Source organism: uncultured Pseudomonas sp. (assembly GCF_913777995.1).
Lineage (GTDB): Bacteria > Pseudomonadota > Gammaproteobacteria > Pseudomonadales > Pseudomonadaceae > Aquipseudomonas.
Genome location: NZ_CAJYVE010000029.1, coordinates 19,305 through 34,140 on the forward strand (window position 1 = coordinate 19,305; position 14,836 = coordinate 34,140).

The 14,836-nt window shown below is 62.1% G+C and carries 15 protein-coding genes; 13 read left to right on the plus strand and 2 right to left on the minus strand.

What is annotated here, in order from left to right; genetic code table 11:
* The first annotated feature begins 136 nt into the window (after nucleotides 1-136).
* From QZ497_RS12470 to QZ497_RS12500, 7 genes are all read left to right on the plus strand, one after another.
* On the plus strand, nucleotides 137-973 hold the full coding sequence (locus QZ497_RS12470) for an IclR family transcriptional regulator (RefSeq protein ID WP_295475155.1): 837 nt from the start codon (nucleotides 137-139) through the stop codon (nucleotides 971-973).
* Nucleotides 974-1,092: 119 nt separating this feature from the next.
* Nucleotides 1,093-2,511 (plus strand): MFS transporter, encoded by a 1,419-nt coding sequence (locus QZ497_RS12475; protein ID WP_295475158.1) that lies wholly within the window; start codon nucleotides 1,093-1,095, stop codon nucleotides 2,509-2,511.
* Nucleotides 2,512-2,812: 301 nt separating this feature from the next.
* Nucleotides 2,813-3,742 (plus strand): dihydrodipicolinate synthase family protein, encoded by a 930-nt coding sequence (locus QZ497_RS12480; protein ID WP_295475161.1) that lies wholly within the window; start codon nucleotides 2,813-2,815, stop codon nucleotides 3,740-3,742.
* 183 nt (nucleotides 3,743-3,925) lie between these two features.
* The gene (locus tag QZ497_RS12485) at nucleotides 3,926-5,170 is read left to right on the plus strand and encodes an OprD family porin (RefSeq protein WP_295475162.1); all 1,245 of its coding nucleotides are present in this window, start codon (nucleotides 3,926-3,928) and stop codon (nucleotides 5,168-5,170) included.
* Nucleotides 5,171-5,501: 331 nt separating this feature from the next.
* Nucleotides 5,502-6,599: a carboxynorspermidine decarboxylase gene (locus tag QZ497_RS12490; RefSeq protein ID WP_295475165.1), complete on the plus strand. Its 1,098-nt coding sequence runs from the start codon at nucleotides 5,502-5,504 to the stop codon at nucleotides 6,597-6,599.
* A 30-nt stretch (nucleotides 6,600-6,629) separates the two neighbouring features.
* A complete protein-coding gene (locus QZ497_RS12495) occupies nucleotides 6,630-7,874 on the plus strand; it encodes a saccharopine dehydrogenase family protein (RefSeq protein ID WP_295475168.1) in 1,245 nt (414 codons plus the stop codon).
* Nucleotides 7,875-8,050: 176 nt separating this feature from the next.
* The gene (locus QZ497_RS12500) at nucleotides 8,051-9,091 is read left to right on the plus strand and encodes a hypothetical protein (RefSeq protein ID WP_365355994.1); all 1,041 of its coding nucleotides are present in this window, start codon (nucleotides 8,051-8,053) and stop codon (nucleotides 9,089-9,091) included.
* Between the two features lie 41 nt (nucleotides 9,092-9,132).
* Here QZ497_RS12500 and QZ497_RS12505 read toward each other — a convergent pair whose 3' ends face one another.
* Complete coding sequence (locus QZ497_RS12505) at nucleotides 9,133-9,954, minus strand: S24 family peptidase (RefSeq protein ID WP_295475173.1); 822 nt, start codon at nucleotides 9,952-9,954, stop codon at nucleotides 9,133-9,135.
* Nucleotides 9,955-10,124: 170 nt separating this feature from the next.
* Here QZ497_RS12505 and QZ497_RS12510 point away from each other — a divergent pair, with 170 nt between their 5' ends.
* The 6 genes from QZ497_RS12510 (at nucleotide 10,125) to QZ497_RS12535 (ending at nucleotide 13,903) form a co-directional block, all read left to right on the plus strand.
* Nucleotides 10,125-10,514: an antiterminator Q family protein gene (locus tag QZ497_RS12510; RefSeq protein WP_295475176.1), complete on the plus strand. Its 390-nt coding sequence runs from the start codon at nucleotides 10,125-10,127 to the stop codon at nucleotides 10,512-10,514.
* 703 nt (nucleotides 10,515-11,217) lie between these two features.
* On the plus strand, nucleotides 11,218-11,397 hold the full coding sequence (locus QZ497_RS12515; RefSeq protein WP_295475179.1) for a Com family DNA-binding transcriptional regulator: 180 nt from the start codon (nucleotides 11,218-11,220) through the stop codon (nucleotides 11,395-11,397).
* Between the two features lie 16 nt (nucleotides 11,398-11,413).
* Nucleotides 11,414-12,826 carry a glycosyl hydrolase family 28-related protein gene (locus QZ497_RS12520; protein WP_295475181.1) on the plus strand — a complete coding sequence of 471 codons (1,413 nt, stop codon included), beginning with the start codon at nucleotides 11,414-11,416 and terminating at the stop codon, nucleotides 12,824-12,826.
* A 186-nt stretch (nucleotides 12,827-13,012) separates the two neighbouring features.
* A complete protein-coding gene (locus tag QZ497_RS12525; RefSeq protein WP_295475184.1) occupies nucleotides 13,013-13,327 on the plus strand; it encodes a phage holin, lambda family in 315 nt (104 codons plus the stop codon).
* Between the two features lie 41 nt (nucleotides 13,328-13,368).
* Nucleotides 13,369-13,779 (plus strand): hypothetical protein, encoded by a 411-nt coding sequence (locus QZ497_RS12530; RefSeq protein WP_295475402.1) that lies wholly within the window; start codon nucleotides 13,369-13,371, stop codon nucleotides 13,777-13,779.
* Complete coding sequence (locus QZ497_RS12535; protein WP_295475187.1) at nucleotides 13,691-13,903, plus strand: hypothetical protein; 213 nt, start codon at nucleotides 13,691-13,693, stop codon at nucleotides 13,901-13,903. Before QZ497_RS12530 ends, QZ497_RS12535 begins: the two co-directional genes overlap by 89 nt.
* A gap of 92 nt (nucleotides 13,904-13,995) precedes the next feature.
* Here the strand turns inward: QZ497_RS12535 and QZ497_RS12540 are convergent, their stop codons facing one another.
* Nucleotides 13,996-14,691 (minus strand): YoaK family protein, encoded by a 696-nt coding sequence (locus tag QZ497_RS12540; RefSeq protein ID WP_295475190.1) that lies wholly within the window; start codon nucleotides 14,689-14,691, stop codon nucleotides 13,996-13,998.
* Between the last annotated feature and the right edge of the window lie 145 nt (nucleotides 14,692-14,836).

Genomic DNA, 14,836 nt, shown 5'->3' on the forward strand with positions numbered 1-14,836 from the left:
GGTGTTTATATATTCAAAGTGAATATTAAGGCGGAATTTAACGAAGTAAATCGAATAGGACGAAGGGGGTCAAAATGGTAATCTATATGAAAGAAAAATATTTCGCAATCCGAAAAAACAAAAAAGGTGCGAAGAAATGCCGAAGACTGCAAATCCTGCTTCTCCCCAAGAGCTCGACGACAAGAAAGCGCGCAGTACCGTCCAGTCCCTGGCCAAGGGCTTTCGTGTACTGGAGGCCTTTTCCGCCGATAACGAAGAACTGACCCTCAGCCAGATCGCCGCCACCTCCGAGCTGGATCCCGGCACCACCTTCCGCATGCTCAATACCCTGGTGGAACTGGGCTACGTGTCGCGCATTCCGGAGAGCCGCCGCTTCGCCCTGACCCTCAAGGTGCTCGACCTCGGCTTTCATGCCATCGCCCGTACCGACCTGCGCAGCATCGTGCGGCCCATCCTGCGCGGGCTGGTCAGCGAAACCAACGAGGCGGCCAGCTTCGCGGTGCTGCAAGGCGCCGACGTGCTGTACCTGGAGCGCGTGCGCGCCGGTATCACGCGTCTGGGCGTGGACATCCGCGTCGGCACCACGGTGCCGGCCACCCAGACCGCCATCGGCCAGTCGATGCTGGCGTTCCTTCCCGCTGCCGATCTCGACAAGGTGCAGCAGCTCACCCCGCTGATGCCTTTCATCCTCAAACCCCACGCCGGTGAATTGCCTCTGGCGCAGATCCTCCAGGGCATTCGCGAGCAGGGGCACATCCTCACCGAGTCGCTGTTCACCGATGGCCTGAGGATCCTCGCCGTACCGGTGCTGGACCTCGATGGCTACCCGGTGGGGGCGATCAGCATCGCTGCGCCAGCCGTGCGCTGCACCGCCGAAGAGCTGCGCAGCCGCGCCCTGCAGTCGACGCAGGAAGCGGCGCGAGCGATCGGCAAGGCGCTGCAGGCCAACGGCAGCATCGGTCCCGGTACATGAGCCCTGACGCCGGCCGCTAGCCCTGCCGGCGTCTTTTCCGAGTTGAACGCCAGGCACTGCGCACGTCGCAGGGCATGGCCCCGCACGCCCCGACAAACCGAATAACAAGAGGAAGTGCCATGTTGATACAGCGTGTAGACGCCGACGCCGAGATACCTCGCGACGCCGCCGAAGCCCTTAGCGAAGCCACGACCGACCAGGCACGCATCAGCGCCCGGCTGGAACGCCTGCCGATTACCCGCCAGGTGTTCTGGGCGCGCAACATCATTGGTGCGGCGACCTTCTTCGATGGCTACACGGTCATCGCCATTGCCTACGCCATGCCGGTGCTGGTCAAGGAATGGAGCCTGACCCCGGCGCAGATCGGCCTGATCCTCTCGGCCGGTTACCTGGGCCAGTTGTTCGGCGCGGTGCTGTTCGGCTCGCTGGCCGAGCGCATCGGCCGCATGAAGGTGCTGACCTTCACCATTCTGCTGTTCGTGGCCATGGACGTGGCCTGCCTGTTCGCCACCAGCGCAGCAGCGATGATGGCTTTCAGATTTCTGCAGGGCATCGGTACGGGCGGCGAGGTGCCGGTGGCCAGTGCCTACGTCAACGAGCTGATCGGCTCGAAGAAACGCGGGCGGTTCTTCCTGCTCTACGAGGTCATGTTCCTGCTGGGTCTGGTGGGGGCCGGCGTCATCGGCTACCTGCTGGTGCCGCTGTATGGCTGGAAAGTGATGTTCGCCGTGGGGCTGGTGCCGGCGATGCTGCTGATCCCGCTACGCTTCTTCCTGTTCGAGTCGCCGCGCTGGCTGGCCTCCAAGGGCCGCATCGCCGAAGCCGACCGCATCGTCAGCCGCCTGGAAGCCAGTGCGAGCAAGGCCGGGCACACCCTGGCCGAGCCCGAGGAGCTGCCGCCGCTGCAGAAACCGGCGAATCGCCAGGGTTGGAAAGAACTGTTCCGTGGCATGTACTTCAAGCGCTCGCTGGTCATCTGGGCCATGTGGTTCGGCGCCTACATGGTCGCCAACGGGCTGATTACCTGGCTGCCGACCCTGTACCGCCAGCATTTCCACCTGCCGCTGGAAACCAGCCTGGCCTACGGCTTCATGACCTCGGCGGCGGGTGTGGTGGCGGCGGTGATCTGCGCGCTGTTGATCGACAAGGTCGGGCGTCGGCGCTGGTACATCGGTGCGCTGTTCGCCGCCGCGCTGCCACTGACCGCCCTGGCCCTGACCGGCGCGACCACGCCGCTGCAGATCCTGCTGATGGCCGGGCTGGGCTATGCCCTGGTGCAGACCGTGACCTTCTCGCTGTACCTGTACTCGGCCGAGCTGTACCCGACCCGCCTGCGTGCCCTGGGCACCGGTATCGGCAGTGCCTGGCTGCGCCTGGGCTCGGCGGCGGGACCGCTGGTGGTCGGCATGGCGATATCCGGTGCGGGTGTGCACTACGTGTTCGGCACCTTCGCCATCGTGTTGTTGGTCACCGGCGTCATCACCGCCTTGTTCGCCATCGAAACCAAGGGCCGGGTACTTGAAGAACTTTCACCATGAACGGGCATGAGCCTTAGGTTTTGTACGAAAAGTGCCTGCGCTCGGCCACGCTGCGTTAAAAACAGGCTGGATCGCCAGCCCGGTCGGAATGCTCATTTACACCAGTAAACTCCGCTTCCTCGCCTGTTTTTGCCTTGCCTGACCTTCGCTCGCCGACTTTTCGTACAAAACCTAGTTCATGAAACGCAACTAACCGCTTCACCGAAGTTGACCCTGAAACTTCAGAACGTACGCAGTTTTACGTTCTGCGCCCCTGCACGCGTGAGTTGTGGACACTTGCCAATAAAAAAGAGGAAATACCATGAGCACTAAAAACACCATCGATCTCAAAGGCCTGGTTCCTGCACCCGTCACCCCGTTCACCCGTGACGGCAAGGTGGACTTCGACGCCATCCACAAACTCGGTTCCTGGCTGGGCAGCTTCAATGGCGTGAAAGGCCTGGTGGTGCTGGGGCATGCCGGGGAGGGCACCTTCCTGACCCAGGCCGAGCAGGCCCAGGTGATCCAGGCGTTCAAGGAGTCGGTGGGTGGCCGCCTGCCGATCATTGCCGGTATCACCGGCGAAGGCACCCAGGTGGCTGCCGAGGAAGCGGTACGCGCGGTCGAGGCCGGTGCCTCGGCGGGCCTGGTGTATCCCTCCCACGGCTGGCTGCGCTTCGGCTACCAGAAGGGCGCCGCGCAGGACCGCTACAAGGCCATCTACGAGCACAGCGGCCTGCCGCTGATCCTGTTCCAGTACCCCGATGCCACCAAGGCCACCTACGACCTGGAAACCCAACTGGACATCGCCCGCCAGCCTGGCGTGTTCGCCATGAAGAACGGTGTGCGCAACATGCGCCGCTGGGACACCGAGATTCCGGTGGTACGCCGTGAAGTGCCAGACCTGCAGATCCTCACCTGCCACGACGAATACCTGCTGCACACCATGTTCGACGTGGACGGTGCGCTGGTCGGCTACGGCGGCCTGACTCCCGAGCCGCTGATCGAGCTGATCGAAGCCGGCAAGCGCAAGGATTACCCGGCCGCCCGCGCCCTGCACGACCGTCTGCTGCCCGTGACCCGCAACGTCTACCACCGTGGCTCGCACATGGAAGGCACCGTGGCCCTCAAGCATGGCCTGGTCGCCCGCGGCATCCTCGACCACGCCACCGTGCGCTCGCCGCTGCTGCCACTGGCCGAGGGCGCCGACCGCGAGATCGCCGACGCCCTGCGTTCGGCTGGCCTGGTCTGACCCTACCGGGCGGCGTGGTCCCACGCCGCCTGCCTCTTCACCCCGACGTGCACAGCAGGGCCGCGCCTACGTGTGGCGCTGCCGGGATCGGCTGGCCGCCGATCAGCGTCCGTTCTCCCGGCGGGGCGCTGCGCCTGGCTGGAGAAACGACCGCCAGCCCCCAACAAGAACAACAAGGGAGTCATGGTCTTGAACACTACACCCCGTACCACCGCTGCCGTGCTGGCGTCGGCCCTGCTGCTGCAGGGCACTGCGCAGGCCGAAGGCTTCATCGACGACAGCAGCGCCAGCCTCAACCTGCGCAACTTCTTTTTCGAGCGCCACTTCACCGCGCCGGGCGTGGCCCAGCGTGAAGCACGGGAGTGGACGCAGAGTTTCATCTTCGACGCGCGTTCCGGCTTCACCTCCGGCACGGTGGGCTTTGGCGTCGATGTACTGGGCAAGTACGCGGTCAAGCTCGATGGCGGCGCTGGCCGCTACGGTGCCTTGCTGCTGCCCCGCGACAGTGATGGCGACCCGGCGTCCAGCTTCGGCCGCCTGGGCGTGGCCTTCAAGGCGCGGATTTCGCAAACCGAACTGAAGGTGGGGGAGTGGATGCCCAACCTGCCGATCCTCACCGCCGACGACTTTCGTGCGCTGCCGCAGACCTTCCGTGGTGCGCAACTGAGCTCCCGCGACATTCAGAACTGGACGCTGTATGCCGGCGAATTCGACAAGACCAGCCTGCGCAACGACTCGTCCATGGAGGACCTGGCGTTCAACGGCGCCCGCAGCGATGGCTTCCGCTACCTGGGCGGCGACTACCGCAGCCCGTCGAACAACACCACGGTGCGGCTGTGGGCCGGTGAGCTCAAGGACATCTACCAGCAGCAGTACGCGGCGATCATCCAGCGCTGGGCACTGACCGACGGCGTGAGCCTGACCGCCAACCTCGGGCACTTCCGTGGCCGCGACGATGGCAGTGCCAAGGCTGGGCGTCTGGACAACCACACCACCTCCCTGCTGCTGGGCCTCGGCGTCGGCGCGCACACCTTCAGCCTGGGCCTGCAGCGCGTCGGCGGCGACACCGGCTGGATGCGCGTGACCGGCACCGGCGGTATCTACCTGGCCAACAACACCTTCAACCACGCCTTCGACAATCCCAGGGAGAAGTCCTGGCAGTTGCGCTATGACCTGGACTTCGCCGGCTACGGCGTGCCGGGCCTGACCCTGATGACTCGCTACGTGAAAGGCAGCGACGTGCAACTGCGCGGCGTGGACGACGGCGGCGAATGGGTACGCGAGTCCGAACTGGGCTATGTGGTGCAGGGCGGCAGCCTGAAGAACCTGTCGCTGCGCTGGCGCAATGCGAGCGTGCGGCGTGATTTCAACGCCAGCGACTATGACGAGAATCGCCTGATCGTCAGCTACCCGATCAAATTCTTCTGAGCCGACAGGGTTCACACAGGCTGCTTTGGATTTGAACCGCCTCCAAGGGTTGGATACGTCTCCAACTTCTTGGGAGCGGTTCACTTTGATGCAGACCCTGGCCGCGAGGGCGTCATTCCCGTTCATCGCTGCGCCGCGCAGTCATTCCCAGCAGAAAACTGTCACAAGATTGTCATCTTCGGTGGCCATGCTCGCGCCAGTATCCGTCGGGCAATGGACAAAATTTGCTCAATGGACTTTCGATATACGTCGGTTATCGGCACAATTCGCGTCCGCTTTTTTCAGGAGGCTCGCGGACTCCTGTTGCCGACCTTTTATTACGGATAGCGAAATGATCAACACGCCGTACTACCTCATCGACAAACAGAAGCTGCTGGTCAACCTGGAGAAGATCGCCTACGTGCGCAAGCAGTCCGGCGCCAAGGCCCTGCTGGCGCTCAAGTGCTTCGCTACCTGGTCGGTGTTCGACCTGATGCAGCAGTACATGGACGGCACCACCTCCAGTTCGCTGTTCGAGCTCAAGCTCGGCCGCCAGAAGTTCGCCGGCGAAACCCACGCCTACAGCGTGGCCTGGGCCGATGACGAAATCGGCGAGATGGTCGAGAACTGCGACAAGATCATCTTCAACACCATCAGCCAGCTGGAGCGCTTCGCTGGCGCGACCGAAGGCAAGATTCGCGGCCTGCGCGTCAACCCGCAGGTGAGCAGCTCCGACTACCTGCTGGCCGACCCGGCGCGCCCGTTCAGCCGCCTGGGCGAGTGGGACCCGGAGAAGATTGCTGCAGTGATGGATAAAATCTCCGGCTTCATGTTCCACAACAACTGCGAGAACGGTGACTTCAACCTGTTCGACCAGATGCTGACAAAAATCGAAGAACGCTTCGGCGAGCTGCTGCACAAGGTCGAGTGGGTCAGCCTGGGTGGCGGCATTCACTTCACCGGTGAAGGCTATGCGCTGGACGAATTCTGCGCGCGCCTGAAGCGCTTCTCGGAACAATACGGCGTGCAGGTTTACCTGGAGCCGGGCGAGGCCGCCATCACCCAGAGCGCCTCGCTGGAAGTGACCGTGCTCGACACGCTGTACAACGGCAAGCACCTGGCCGTGGTCGACAGCTCCATCGAAGCGCACATGCTCGACCTGCTGATCTACCGCCTCAACGCCAAGATGGCCCCCAACGACGGTGACCACACCTACATGGTGTGCGGCAAGTCGTGCCTGGCCGGCGACATCTTCGGCGAGTACCAATTCGATCGTCCGCTGGCCATCGGCGATCGGCTGTCGTTCATCGACGCCGCAGGTTACACCATGGTCAAGAAGAACTGGTTCAACGGTCTGAAAATGCCGGCGATCGTCGTGAAGCAACTCGACGGCAGCGTCGATGTGGTTCGCGAGTTCGGTTTTGAAGATTATCTGTCCAGCCTGTCCTGAGCAGGCGCTGTCAAAGGAGACACGAAGAAATTGAAGAAGAACGTTCTTATCATTGGTGCAGGAGGTGTCGCCAAGGTGGTGGCCCACAAGTGCGCGCAGCACAACGACGAACTCGGTCGTATTGCCATCGCGTCGCGCAACATCTCCAAATGCCAGGCCATCATCGACAGTGTCAAGGCCAAGGGCAGCCTCAAGCAGCCCGCTGATATCCAGGCCTTCGCCCTGAACGCACTGGATATCGAGGCGACCAAGACGCTGATCCGCGAAACCGAATCGCAGATCGTCATCAACGTCGGTTCCGCCTTCCTCAACATGTCGGTGCTGCGTGCCTGCATCGATACCGGCGTGGCCTACCTGGACACCGCCATTCACGAAGAACCCGGCAAGATCTGCGAGACGCCGCCGTGGTATGGCAACTACGAGTGGAAGCACCTCGAGGAATGCCAGCAGAAGAACGTCACCGCCATTCTGGGCGTGGGTTTCGACCCGGGCGTGGTCAACGCCTATGCGGCCCTGGCGCAGCAACAGCATTTCGACCGCATTGATTCGATCGACATCCTCGACGTCAATGCCGGTTCCCATGGCAAATATTTCGCCACCAATTTCGACCCGGAAATCAACTTCCGCGAATTCACCGGGCAGGTGTGGAGCTGGCAGAACAACCAGTGGACCAGCAACACCATGTTCGAAGTCAAGCGCACCGATGACCTGCCGGTCGTGGGCTCGCAGAACCTGTACCTCACCGGCCACGACGAAGTGCACTCGCTGTCCAAGAACCTGGACGTGCCGAACGTACGCTTCTGGATGAGCTTCGGCGAGCACTACATCAACGTCTTCACCGTGCTGAAGAACCTCGGCCTGCTCTCCGAGCAACCGGTCAAGACCGCCGAAGGCCTGGAAGTGGTGCCGCTGAAAGTGGTCAAGGCCGTGCTGCCTGACCCGGCCTCGCTGGCGCCGGGCTACACCGGCAAGACCTGCATCGGTGACCTGGTCAAGGGCACCAAGGATGGCAAGGCGCGCGAAGTGTTCATCTACAACGTCGCCGACCACACCGAAGCCTACGCCGAGACCGACAGCCAGGGCATCTCCTACACCGCCGGCGTACCGCCCGTGGCCGCTGCGCTGCTGGTGGCTCGCGGCGAGTGGGACGTCAAGCACATGGCCAACGTCGAGGAGCTGCCAGCCGAGCCGTTCCTCAAGCTGCTGGACGTGATGGGCCTGCCGACCCGCATCAAGGACGAACACGGCGACCGCCCATGGGATCAGGCTATCTGATCCGGGCTTGCCCCAGGAAAAGGACCGCTTCGGCGGTCCTTTTTCGTTTATGCGATCCACTGCCCATCGGGCCATAAATCAACGACAATCGGCGCCTTCCTTGCCCGGCAAAATGGAGTCGTATCGTGCAGGTTTCGATCATTCACCGGCTGTGCCTGTTCGGCCTGGCCCTGTTCATGCCGCTGCTGGCCAGCGCCACCCCTACACCCCAGAGCTATGGCGAGCTGGACCTCGACGCGTTCCAGAAAACGCCCCGGACCACCTGGAACATTGAAGACTTCTCCGACCGCTACCGTGCCACCCTGGAATTGAACGATGAGCAGGAAGTGTTCCGCCCCGGCATCCTGCGCGTGTACGACAAGAACAGCGGTGCCGAGCTGATCCGGGTGAGTTCCGACGAACTGATACTGGCCATCGATGACAAGAGCGGTGACGTCAAAAGCAATGTCCACGAGCTGCCGTACGGCGAGCAGAGCGTGCTGATCTACGACGACTTCAACTTCGACGGCATCAAGGACCTGGCACTGATGGACGGCCAGTTCAGCTGCTACCACGGGCCGTCGTTCCAGGTATTGCTCGGCACCCCGGACGGCTTTCGCCACAGCGACTCGTTCACCGAGCTGGCGCAGAACTACTGCGGGTTCTTCGACTACGACGCCGAGAGCCGCACCATCAACGTTTCGGCCAAGGACGGCTGCTGCAGGCACTGGTTCAGCACCTACGAGGTGGTGAACGGCGAGCCGGTGCTCAAGGCCGAGCGGGAGGTCGACTACACCGGCGTGCCGGGCATCTCGACCCACACGGTGACCTGGGTGGTCGATGGCACCAAGGTCGTCAGCACCACGCAGATGTGGGAAGAAGACGACCAGCGCCAGGTGCTGCTGTCCTTCAGGCTGGCACCGTCGGGCAAGCGCATCCTGCTGTTTCGTCCCGACAAGACCTCACCGGTGTACTACGCCGCCGTCAACGACAAGGACGAGGTGGACCTGCTGTACCCCGATAGCGAGCCGGAGGCGCTCGAATACTTCAGCGACCGTAATGTGCTGAGCTTCGTACGGGGTGACACCACCTACCGCATTCTCGGTGACGCCAAAGGCAAGCCGCTGGGCATGGAGGTGGTGATCAAGGGCAAGACCACACCGCTGAAACTGCAGCCGGCTTCGGTGCAGGGCTCGCTGTTGAAGGTCTGGGAAGCGATGCAGGAAACCGGGCCTTGAAGGCATGGCCCGGTGCCTGACCGAAGTCTTGCCGGGTCTGTTCAGACCTTCTTCACGTTCAGGACCAGCAGCACCTTGGCATGGATCGTCACGTCGTCGATCCTGGCCTGCTGGTCCTTGTGGCGGGTGTTGTCGGAGATCAGCCAGAAGTGCTCGGCATCGAGCATCTGCAAGCGTTTGATGTACAGCAGGCCGTGCCAGCTGATGACGTAGATGCCTTCGCCGACGAACTCGTTGACACCCCGGTCGACGATCACCGGGTCCTTGTCGTTGATCGTGCCCTCCATGCTCTGGCCCCAGCCGGTGATCACCGCCAGCGCTGCGGTGGAGGTGTAGCTCACGCCCTTGCCCTGCAGTACATCTTCGCGCACCACCAGGTTGCGGACGGCCTCGTTGTAGTCGGCCGGCACCTGACCGTGGCCCATGGCGGCACGGATGTCGTATTGCGGAATCAGGATTTCGTCGGTGCGCGGGCGCAGGGCCGAGGTGTCGGCGGGCATGGCATCACCTTGCGAAACCGCTTCGTCGACCACTGCGAGGATCTTGTTGCGTGCCTGCTCTGAAAGGCCGTTGCCGATCTTGGCCAGCATCGAGCGAACCTGGTCCACAGAGGTGGAGGCCGGCGGCTCGGCAGGCGCCAGGGCGGGCAATGACGGTTGGCCGGATGGGGCGGTGCCTTCGGCCAGCCAGATGGGATCGACGCCGCAAATCTGCGCGATCTTCACCAGATAACCGCTTGTCCGGGACAGGCCCCGTTCGATTTCCGACACCGAGGCCTGCTTGATACCGGCACGCTCGGCAAGCTCCGATTGGGAGAGGCCGGCATTCTTGCGGGCCAGTTTCAGGCGGTCTTTAAGTTCCATAGCGGCTCAATCTAATGGCTAGCCTTTATTGTTGCAAAAAGGTATGCCTGTGTCATAGAGTAAAGGCATACCTTTCGACGGAAGGATCGTCGGCAGGGCATTCCACAGCAAGGTTTGGCCACCAGCCAGGGGCCTTACAGACACGTGATACTGGAGGGGAGGGAATCGACATGAAAAAACGCACCTACGCAGGCAAGCCGATGGGTGACACCGAATGGCTGCTGGAGCAATGGGGATGGTGGCGCATGGACGGCGCCGGCATGCCGCGCTACATCTCGCCGCTGTATGCGCTGATACGCGATAACACACCCGGCCAGGGTGGCAGCAAGTCCTACACCCTGACCGACGACCTGGCGCTGGTCATCGACCACGCGGTGGCAAGGCTGACGGCCAGGGACCAGCAGATGGGCGATTTCGTCTGGTTGTACTTCGGCGCCAAATACCCGGCCCTGCGCATCGGTCGTGAGGCCGGCCTGGGTGAAGCCAAGGCGCGGGAACTGATCAAGGCCGGTGTGGCCTGGATCGACGCGGCACTGGAAAACCTGCGCGAAGCGGCATGAAACCCTCCCTCCCACGGGTGATGCCGATGCCTTTTTGGCAAACTTGTTAGTTGAGCAAGCCTGAAGTTTTATCAGGCAACGATAAAAACGCTTTCCACGCGGATAAACCGGTGGTTTCATGTAAGCCTGTTCTGCAATACACAGTGAAACAGCCACTCACCCAGCCCGACTTTGTGTCGGGCTTATTTGTTTGGTGTTGGCTGAACGGGCTGAAATTTCAGCGCTTGATAAGTTTGCAAAAAAATCCTGGCTGACGATAAAAAATGCTTTCCACGCGGATAAGCGGATGTTTTTATGTAGCCTGTCCAGTAAACATTGATGCGGCGCCTGAACAAGTACGGCCTGATGCCGGGTTTTGCATTTCAGTCCAGTCAATCACCATGGGATGGTGCAGGAGCGAGCTTGCCCGCGAAAAGCTGGCAAAGTCGCTGAGTTTGCTGTGAACGTGACGCCGCCTTCGCGAGCAAGCTCGCTCCCACGGTCTAACTGAGACAGTTGAAAAAAATTCACGGACCCAGGATAAAAAAGCTTTCCACGCGGATAACGCTGTTGTTTCATGTAAGCCTGTCCAGTCAAAGCGCTGTGGTTAACGCGGCTTCAGCATCCTGTTCTACTTGTTGAGTCTCTTAATTCTTCCCGAGTTCGCCAGCAACTTCGGTGGCGTGTGCCTGTTTTCGGGCCAGTCGATAGTGGGGTTATATCTATGCTTAACGATTGCCGATGCGGTAAGTGCAACAAACTGCTCGCCCGCGTGGGTGAATTGACCGAGCTCCAGATCAAGTGCTCCCGGTGTGGGACCTTGAATCACGTGAAGGCCCTGAGCCTCGAGTCAACGCCTTTGAGCGTTACGGGCACGGATAAACCGTGCTATCCGATTCTTTAACTCAAAGGTAAATATCATGACTGTATACGCAGAAGACTTTGGCGCCGTTGGCAACGGAACCACGGACGATACCGCCGCGATTCAGGCGGCGTTGAACAGCCTGGGGGCCGGTGGTGGTGAAGTGGTGCTGCGCAATCGCTACCTGATTGACGGGCAACTGACGGTTCCCAAGAACGCCCGCCTGGTCGGCACCTTCAGCCCATTCGGGACCCATCCGTGGCCCCGTGTAGTTCCGAAGCAACCTGCCAAGAATTCGCACGACCTGGCTTGTACACTGATTCTCAACCCGGCCTATTCGATCCTGATGAGCGTAGGGTCTCAACTGGAGATGCTGTCGGTCATTCGCAAGGGGCTCACCATGGCCGAAGCGACCGAAGCCGCCTTTGCCGGTACGGCCATCCGCGGTGTTGCCGCCACCGACCTGGAGATGGACGGTATCGTGCTGCGCCACTTGCAGATTCTTGGCTTCAATAACGCCATCTACCTGGATCTGGCACCACGCTCGGTCATCGACTACGTGTCGGGCGACAACATCAACGGTATCTACTACGGCACGGTCTACGACGTCGTTCGGGTCAGCAATATCCACATGTGGCCATTCAATTCCAACGGCGCGGGCGTAGACCTTCCGTCTCATCATCGTTCAGGGGTTGCCCTGTATCTGCAAAACCGCAATGACATCGCGGAGATCAGCAACTTCTTCAGCTACGGCTATAACCGAGGGATCCTGCTGGGCGATGGTATCGGCACGGCGACCTTCGTGAATTGCCATACCGACAACACGGGGGAGCATACCGGCAGTATTGGCGTGCTGATCGAGGGCGCCGCCGCGCACACCACCTTTGTGGGCTGCTCTTCGTACAACAACGAGAATGGCTACTGGTGCACGCCACAAACCGGCGAAACCCTTCACTTCACCAACTGCCGCGCCCTGGAGAACACCAAAGGTGCCGGGTGGCGAGTCGAGCGCGGCACCGTACGCCTGACCGCCTGCGAAGCGTCCAAATGTGACCAGGGTGTTCGCGTCAACGCTCCGGGTTCGGTCGCAACCGTCGATGGTTGCACCTTCTCGGACAACATCACCAACAACCTGGCCGCCTCCGTGGGCGGCAAAATCTACGAGCAGAACAACCGCTTCGGAAACGCTGCGCCGAACCGCGGCTGGCTGGTCGACGAGATCCCCTCGGCCGACCCGCTGGTGCTGCCCATGAACGGCAAGGTTTTCCGGGTCAGCGGCACGACCGGTTTCGGGAACCTCTGGAACGACTGGGCCGGCCGAGAAGTGACCCTGATCTTTCAGTCGAACCTGACCGTCTATGACGGCGCCAGCATGCACCTCAACGGCGACTTCAATGCGACACCGGATGACGTGTTGAAACTGGTCCACAACGGCACCTACTGGTGCGAGGTGTCGCGCTCCACGAATTGACCGGCACCCTGGTCTGCGACGGCAGGCCAGCATTGCCCCGTGGTACGGGGCTGCTCCACGTGGTGCTTCATCACTCCAGGGCACCACGCTCCCTTGGCCAGTCTTCTGGCCTTTTTTATTTCCGTGCCCGCCACCCGGCGGGCTTTTTCAATGAACTCCCGAGAGGGAGAGCACTGGACGTCCGCTATGCCTGAAAAACCAGACTCCTGGGCTCGAATCTATCTGGCCCTCTCGGACCCTCTATGGCAGGGCGTGATCATGGCGGCAGTCATTGCGTTCTTGCGTGTGCTGTACGACGCAAGGGAAACCCGGCCCTGGCGAATCATCCTCGAGTCGCTGATCTGCGGCTGCCTGAGCCTGGTGGCGTCCACCGTCATCGAGTGGATGGCGTGGCCCGCCAGCCTGTCCGTGGCGGCCGGCGGCACCATCGGTTTTCTGGGGGTGACGGCCATGCGCGAGATGCTGCTGCGGGTCATCAACCGCAAGGCGGATTCGACATGAACATCGAGCCATTAACCATTGCCACCCGGGCCGGCAGCGTGATGCGTATCGCCGCCGTAGCCCTGGTGATCATCATCGTCATGGGCCTGCTGGTCGCCCTGCAGAGAATCGAAGTGGTCCGCCTGCAGGGCGACTTGGCCCTGGAGGCCAAGGGCAAGGCCGAGGCCGTGGCCGCCAATGCCGAAAGCCAGGCCACCATCACCACCTTGCGCGCTGAAGCCAAACGCAACGCCGACTACCAGGCCGACCTGGCGCGCCGACTCAAGGCCAGCGAAAACAAGGCCCGCCAAGCGAGGAAGGATTTTGAAGAACTCAAGCGCAACAGCAAGCCTGTGCGTGACTGGGCTGCTCAGCCTCTGCCTGATGGGCTGCGCGGCAAAGCCGGAAGTGCTCAAGAGCAGCGTGCTGCTGATCGAACCTCCCGAGCTGGTGCCGTGCGAGCGAATCAGTGAGGAGGAGGCCGGTGCACTGCAGAACAACGGTGACGTCTGGGCGTTGAAGGACCGGGCGATCAACCTGCTCGACACCTGCGCCGACCAGGTCGATGCGCAGATCAAACGCAGCCAGAGCCGCTAGCTCCCGGGCTGACGGGGTACTGCTACGGCGTGAAGCATCCTCGCTAAAGCCAATACAGTTCAAGCCGGTCCCACCTGTCTGTGCTGCGTGACCTAGCGCGGCATGAAAGTACGCTGCCAGCGATGCGGGATGAACAGTGCGGCGATGGCCAGCAGCGCCGCCAGCCCGGCTGCCACGGCCATGGCCGCCAGGCCCAGGCGCTGTTCGATGAAGGCGCCTAGCGCGGCGCCGATCAGCATGCCGGTCCAGGGCACCAGCTGCACGCGCCAGCCCTGGGGGCGTTCGCCCAGCAGCCAGCGGCCCAGGCCGCGGCCGAAGCGTGACAGGGCGCCGGTGACGTAGGTCAGGCCGATGGGTAGGCCGTTGACCTGTTCGACCACGGCATTGAGCATGCCCATCGCCAGGATCGCCGCGACGAAGCCCACCTCGGGCTGGGGGTAGAAGCCGGCGAACAGCAGCAGCGCTGTGACCACGCCGAGCAGCGGGGCGGCGCGGTGCTGGAACCAGCGGGCGAGAATCACCCCGGCGGCGTTGCCCAGCACGAAGCACAGTACCGCCAGGCTCAGGCGCAGCACGCCGGGCAGGTCGCCGTCGCCGAGCGCCACGGCCAGGCGCGTGGTGTTGCCGCTCATGAAGGACACGAAATCGCCGGTGGCGAGCAGGCCGATGGCATCGGTCATGCCCGCCAGCACCGACAGCCCGGCCACCAGCCACAACCCCACGCGACCGCGCAGGCTGTGCAGGTGGCGGCGTCGGGCGCTGCTGTGCAGGGGGGTATTCGGAAGCATGCTGGAGACCGTCGCGCCGATGAAAAGGGCTGTTGAGCCTTGCAAGCAAGGCGCTGTATCAGCCGTTGAGTGGATCATGCGCATTGGCGCCCGCCAAAGTCGAGCGCGGCATTCGGCGTCAGATGTGCCACGTCGCCGACTGTGC

Coding starts and splice junctions, on each gene's coding strand:
- QZ497_RS12470 (WP_295475155.1), top strand. CDS start 137: ATGCCGAAGACTGCAAATCCTGCTTCTCCCCAAGAGCTCGACGACAAG.
- QZ497_RS12475 (WP_295475158.1), top strand. CDS start 1,093: ATGTTGATACAGCGTGTAGACGCCGACGCCGAGATACCTCGCGACGCC.
- QZ497_RS12480 (WP_295475161.1), top strand. CDS start 2,813: ATGAGCACTAAAAACACCATCGATCTCAAAGGCCTGGTTCCTGCACCC.
- QZ497_RS12485 (WP_295475162.1), top strand. CDS start 3,926: ATGGTCTTGAACACTACACCCCGTACCACCGCTGCCGTGCTGGCGTCG.
- QZ497_RS12490 (WP_295475165.1), top strand. CDS start 5,502: ATGATCAACACGCCGTACTACCTCATCGACAAACAGAAGCTGCTGGTC.
- QZ497_RS12500 (WP_365355994.1), top strand. CDS start 8,051: ATGCCGCTGCTGGCCAGCGCCACCCCTACACCCCAGAGCTATGGCGAG.
- QZ497_RS12505 (WP_295475173.1), bottom strand. CDS start 9,954: ATGGAACTTAAAGACCGCCTGAAACTGGCCCGCAAGAATGCCGGCCTC.
- QZ497_RS12510 (WP_295475176.1), top strand. CDS start 10,125: ATGAAAAAACGCACCTACGCAGGCAAGCCGATGGGTGACACCGAATGG.
- QZ497_RS12515 (WP_295475179.1), top strand. CDS start 11,218: ATGCTTAACGATTGCCGATGCGGTAAGTGCAACAAACTGCTCGCCCGC.
- QZ497_RS12520 (WP_295475181.1), top strand. CDS start 11,414: ATGACTGTATACGCAGAAGACTTTGGCGCCGTTGGCAACGGAACCACG.
- QZ497_RS12525 (WP_295475184.1), top strand. CDS start 13,013: ATGCCTGAAAAACCAGACTCCTGGGCTCGAATCTATCTGGCCCTCTCG.
- QZ497_RS12530 (WP_295475402.1), top strand. CDS start 13,369: ATGCGTATCGCCGCCGTAGCCCTGGTGATCATCATCGTCATGGGCCTG.
- QZ497_RS12535 (WP_295475187.1), top strand. CDS start 13,691: ATGGGCTGCGCGGCAAAGCCGGAAGTGCTCAAGAGCAGCGTGCTGCTG.
- QZ497_RS12540 (WP_295475190.1), bottom strand. CDS start 14,691: ATGCTTCCGAATACCCCCCTGCACAGCAGCGCCCGACGCCGCCACCTG.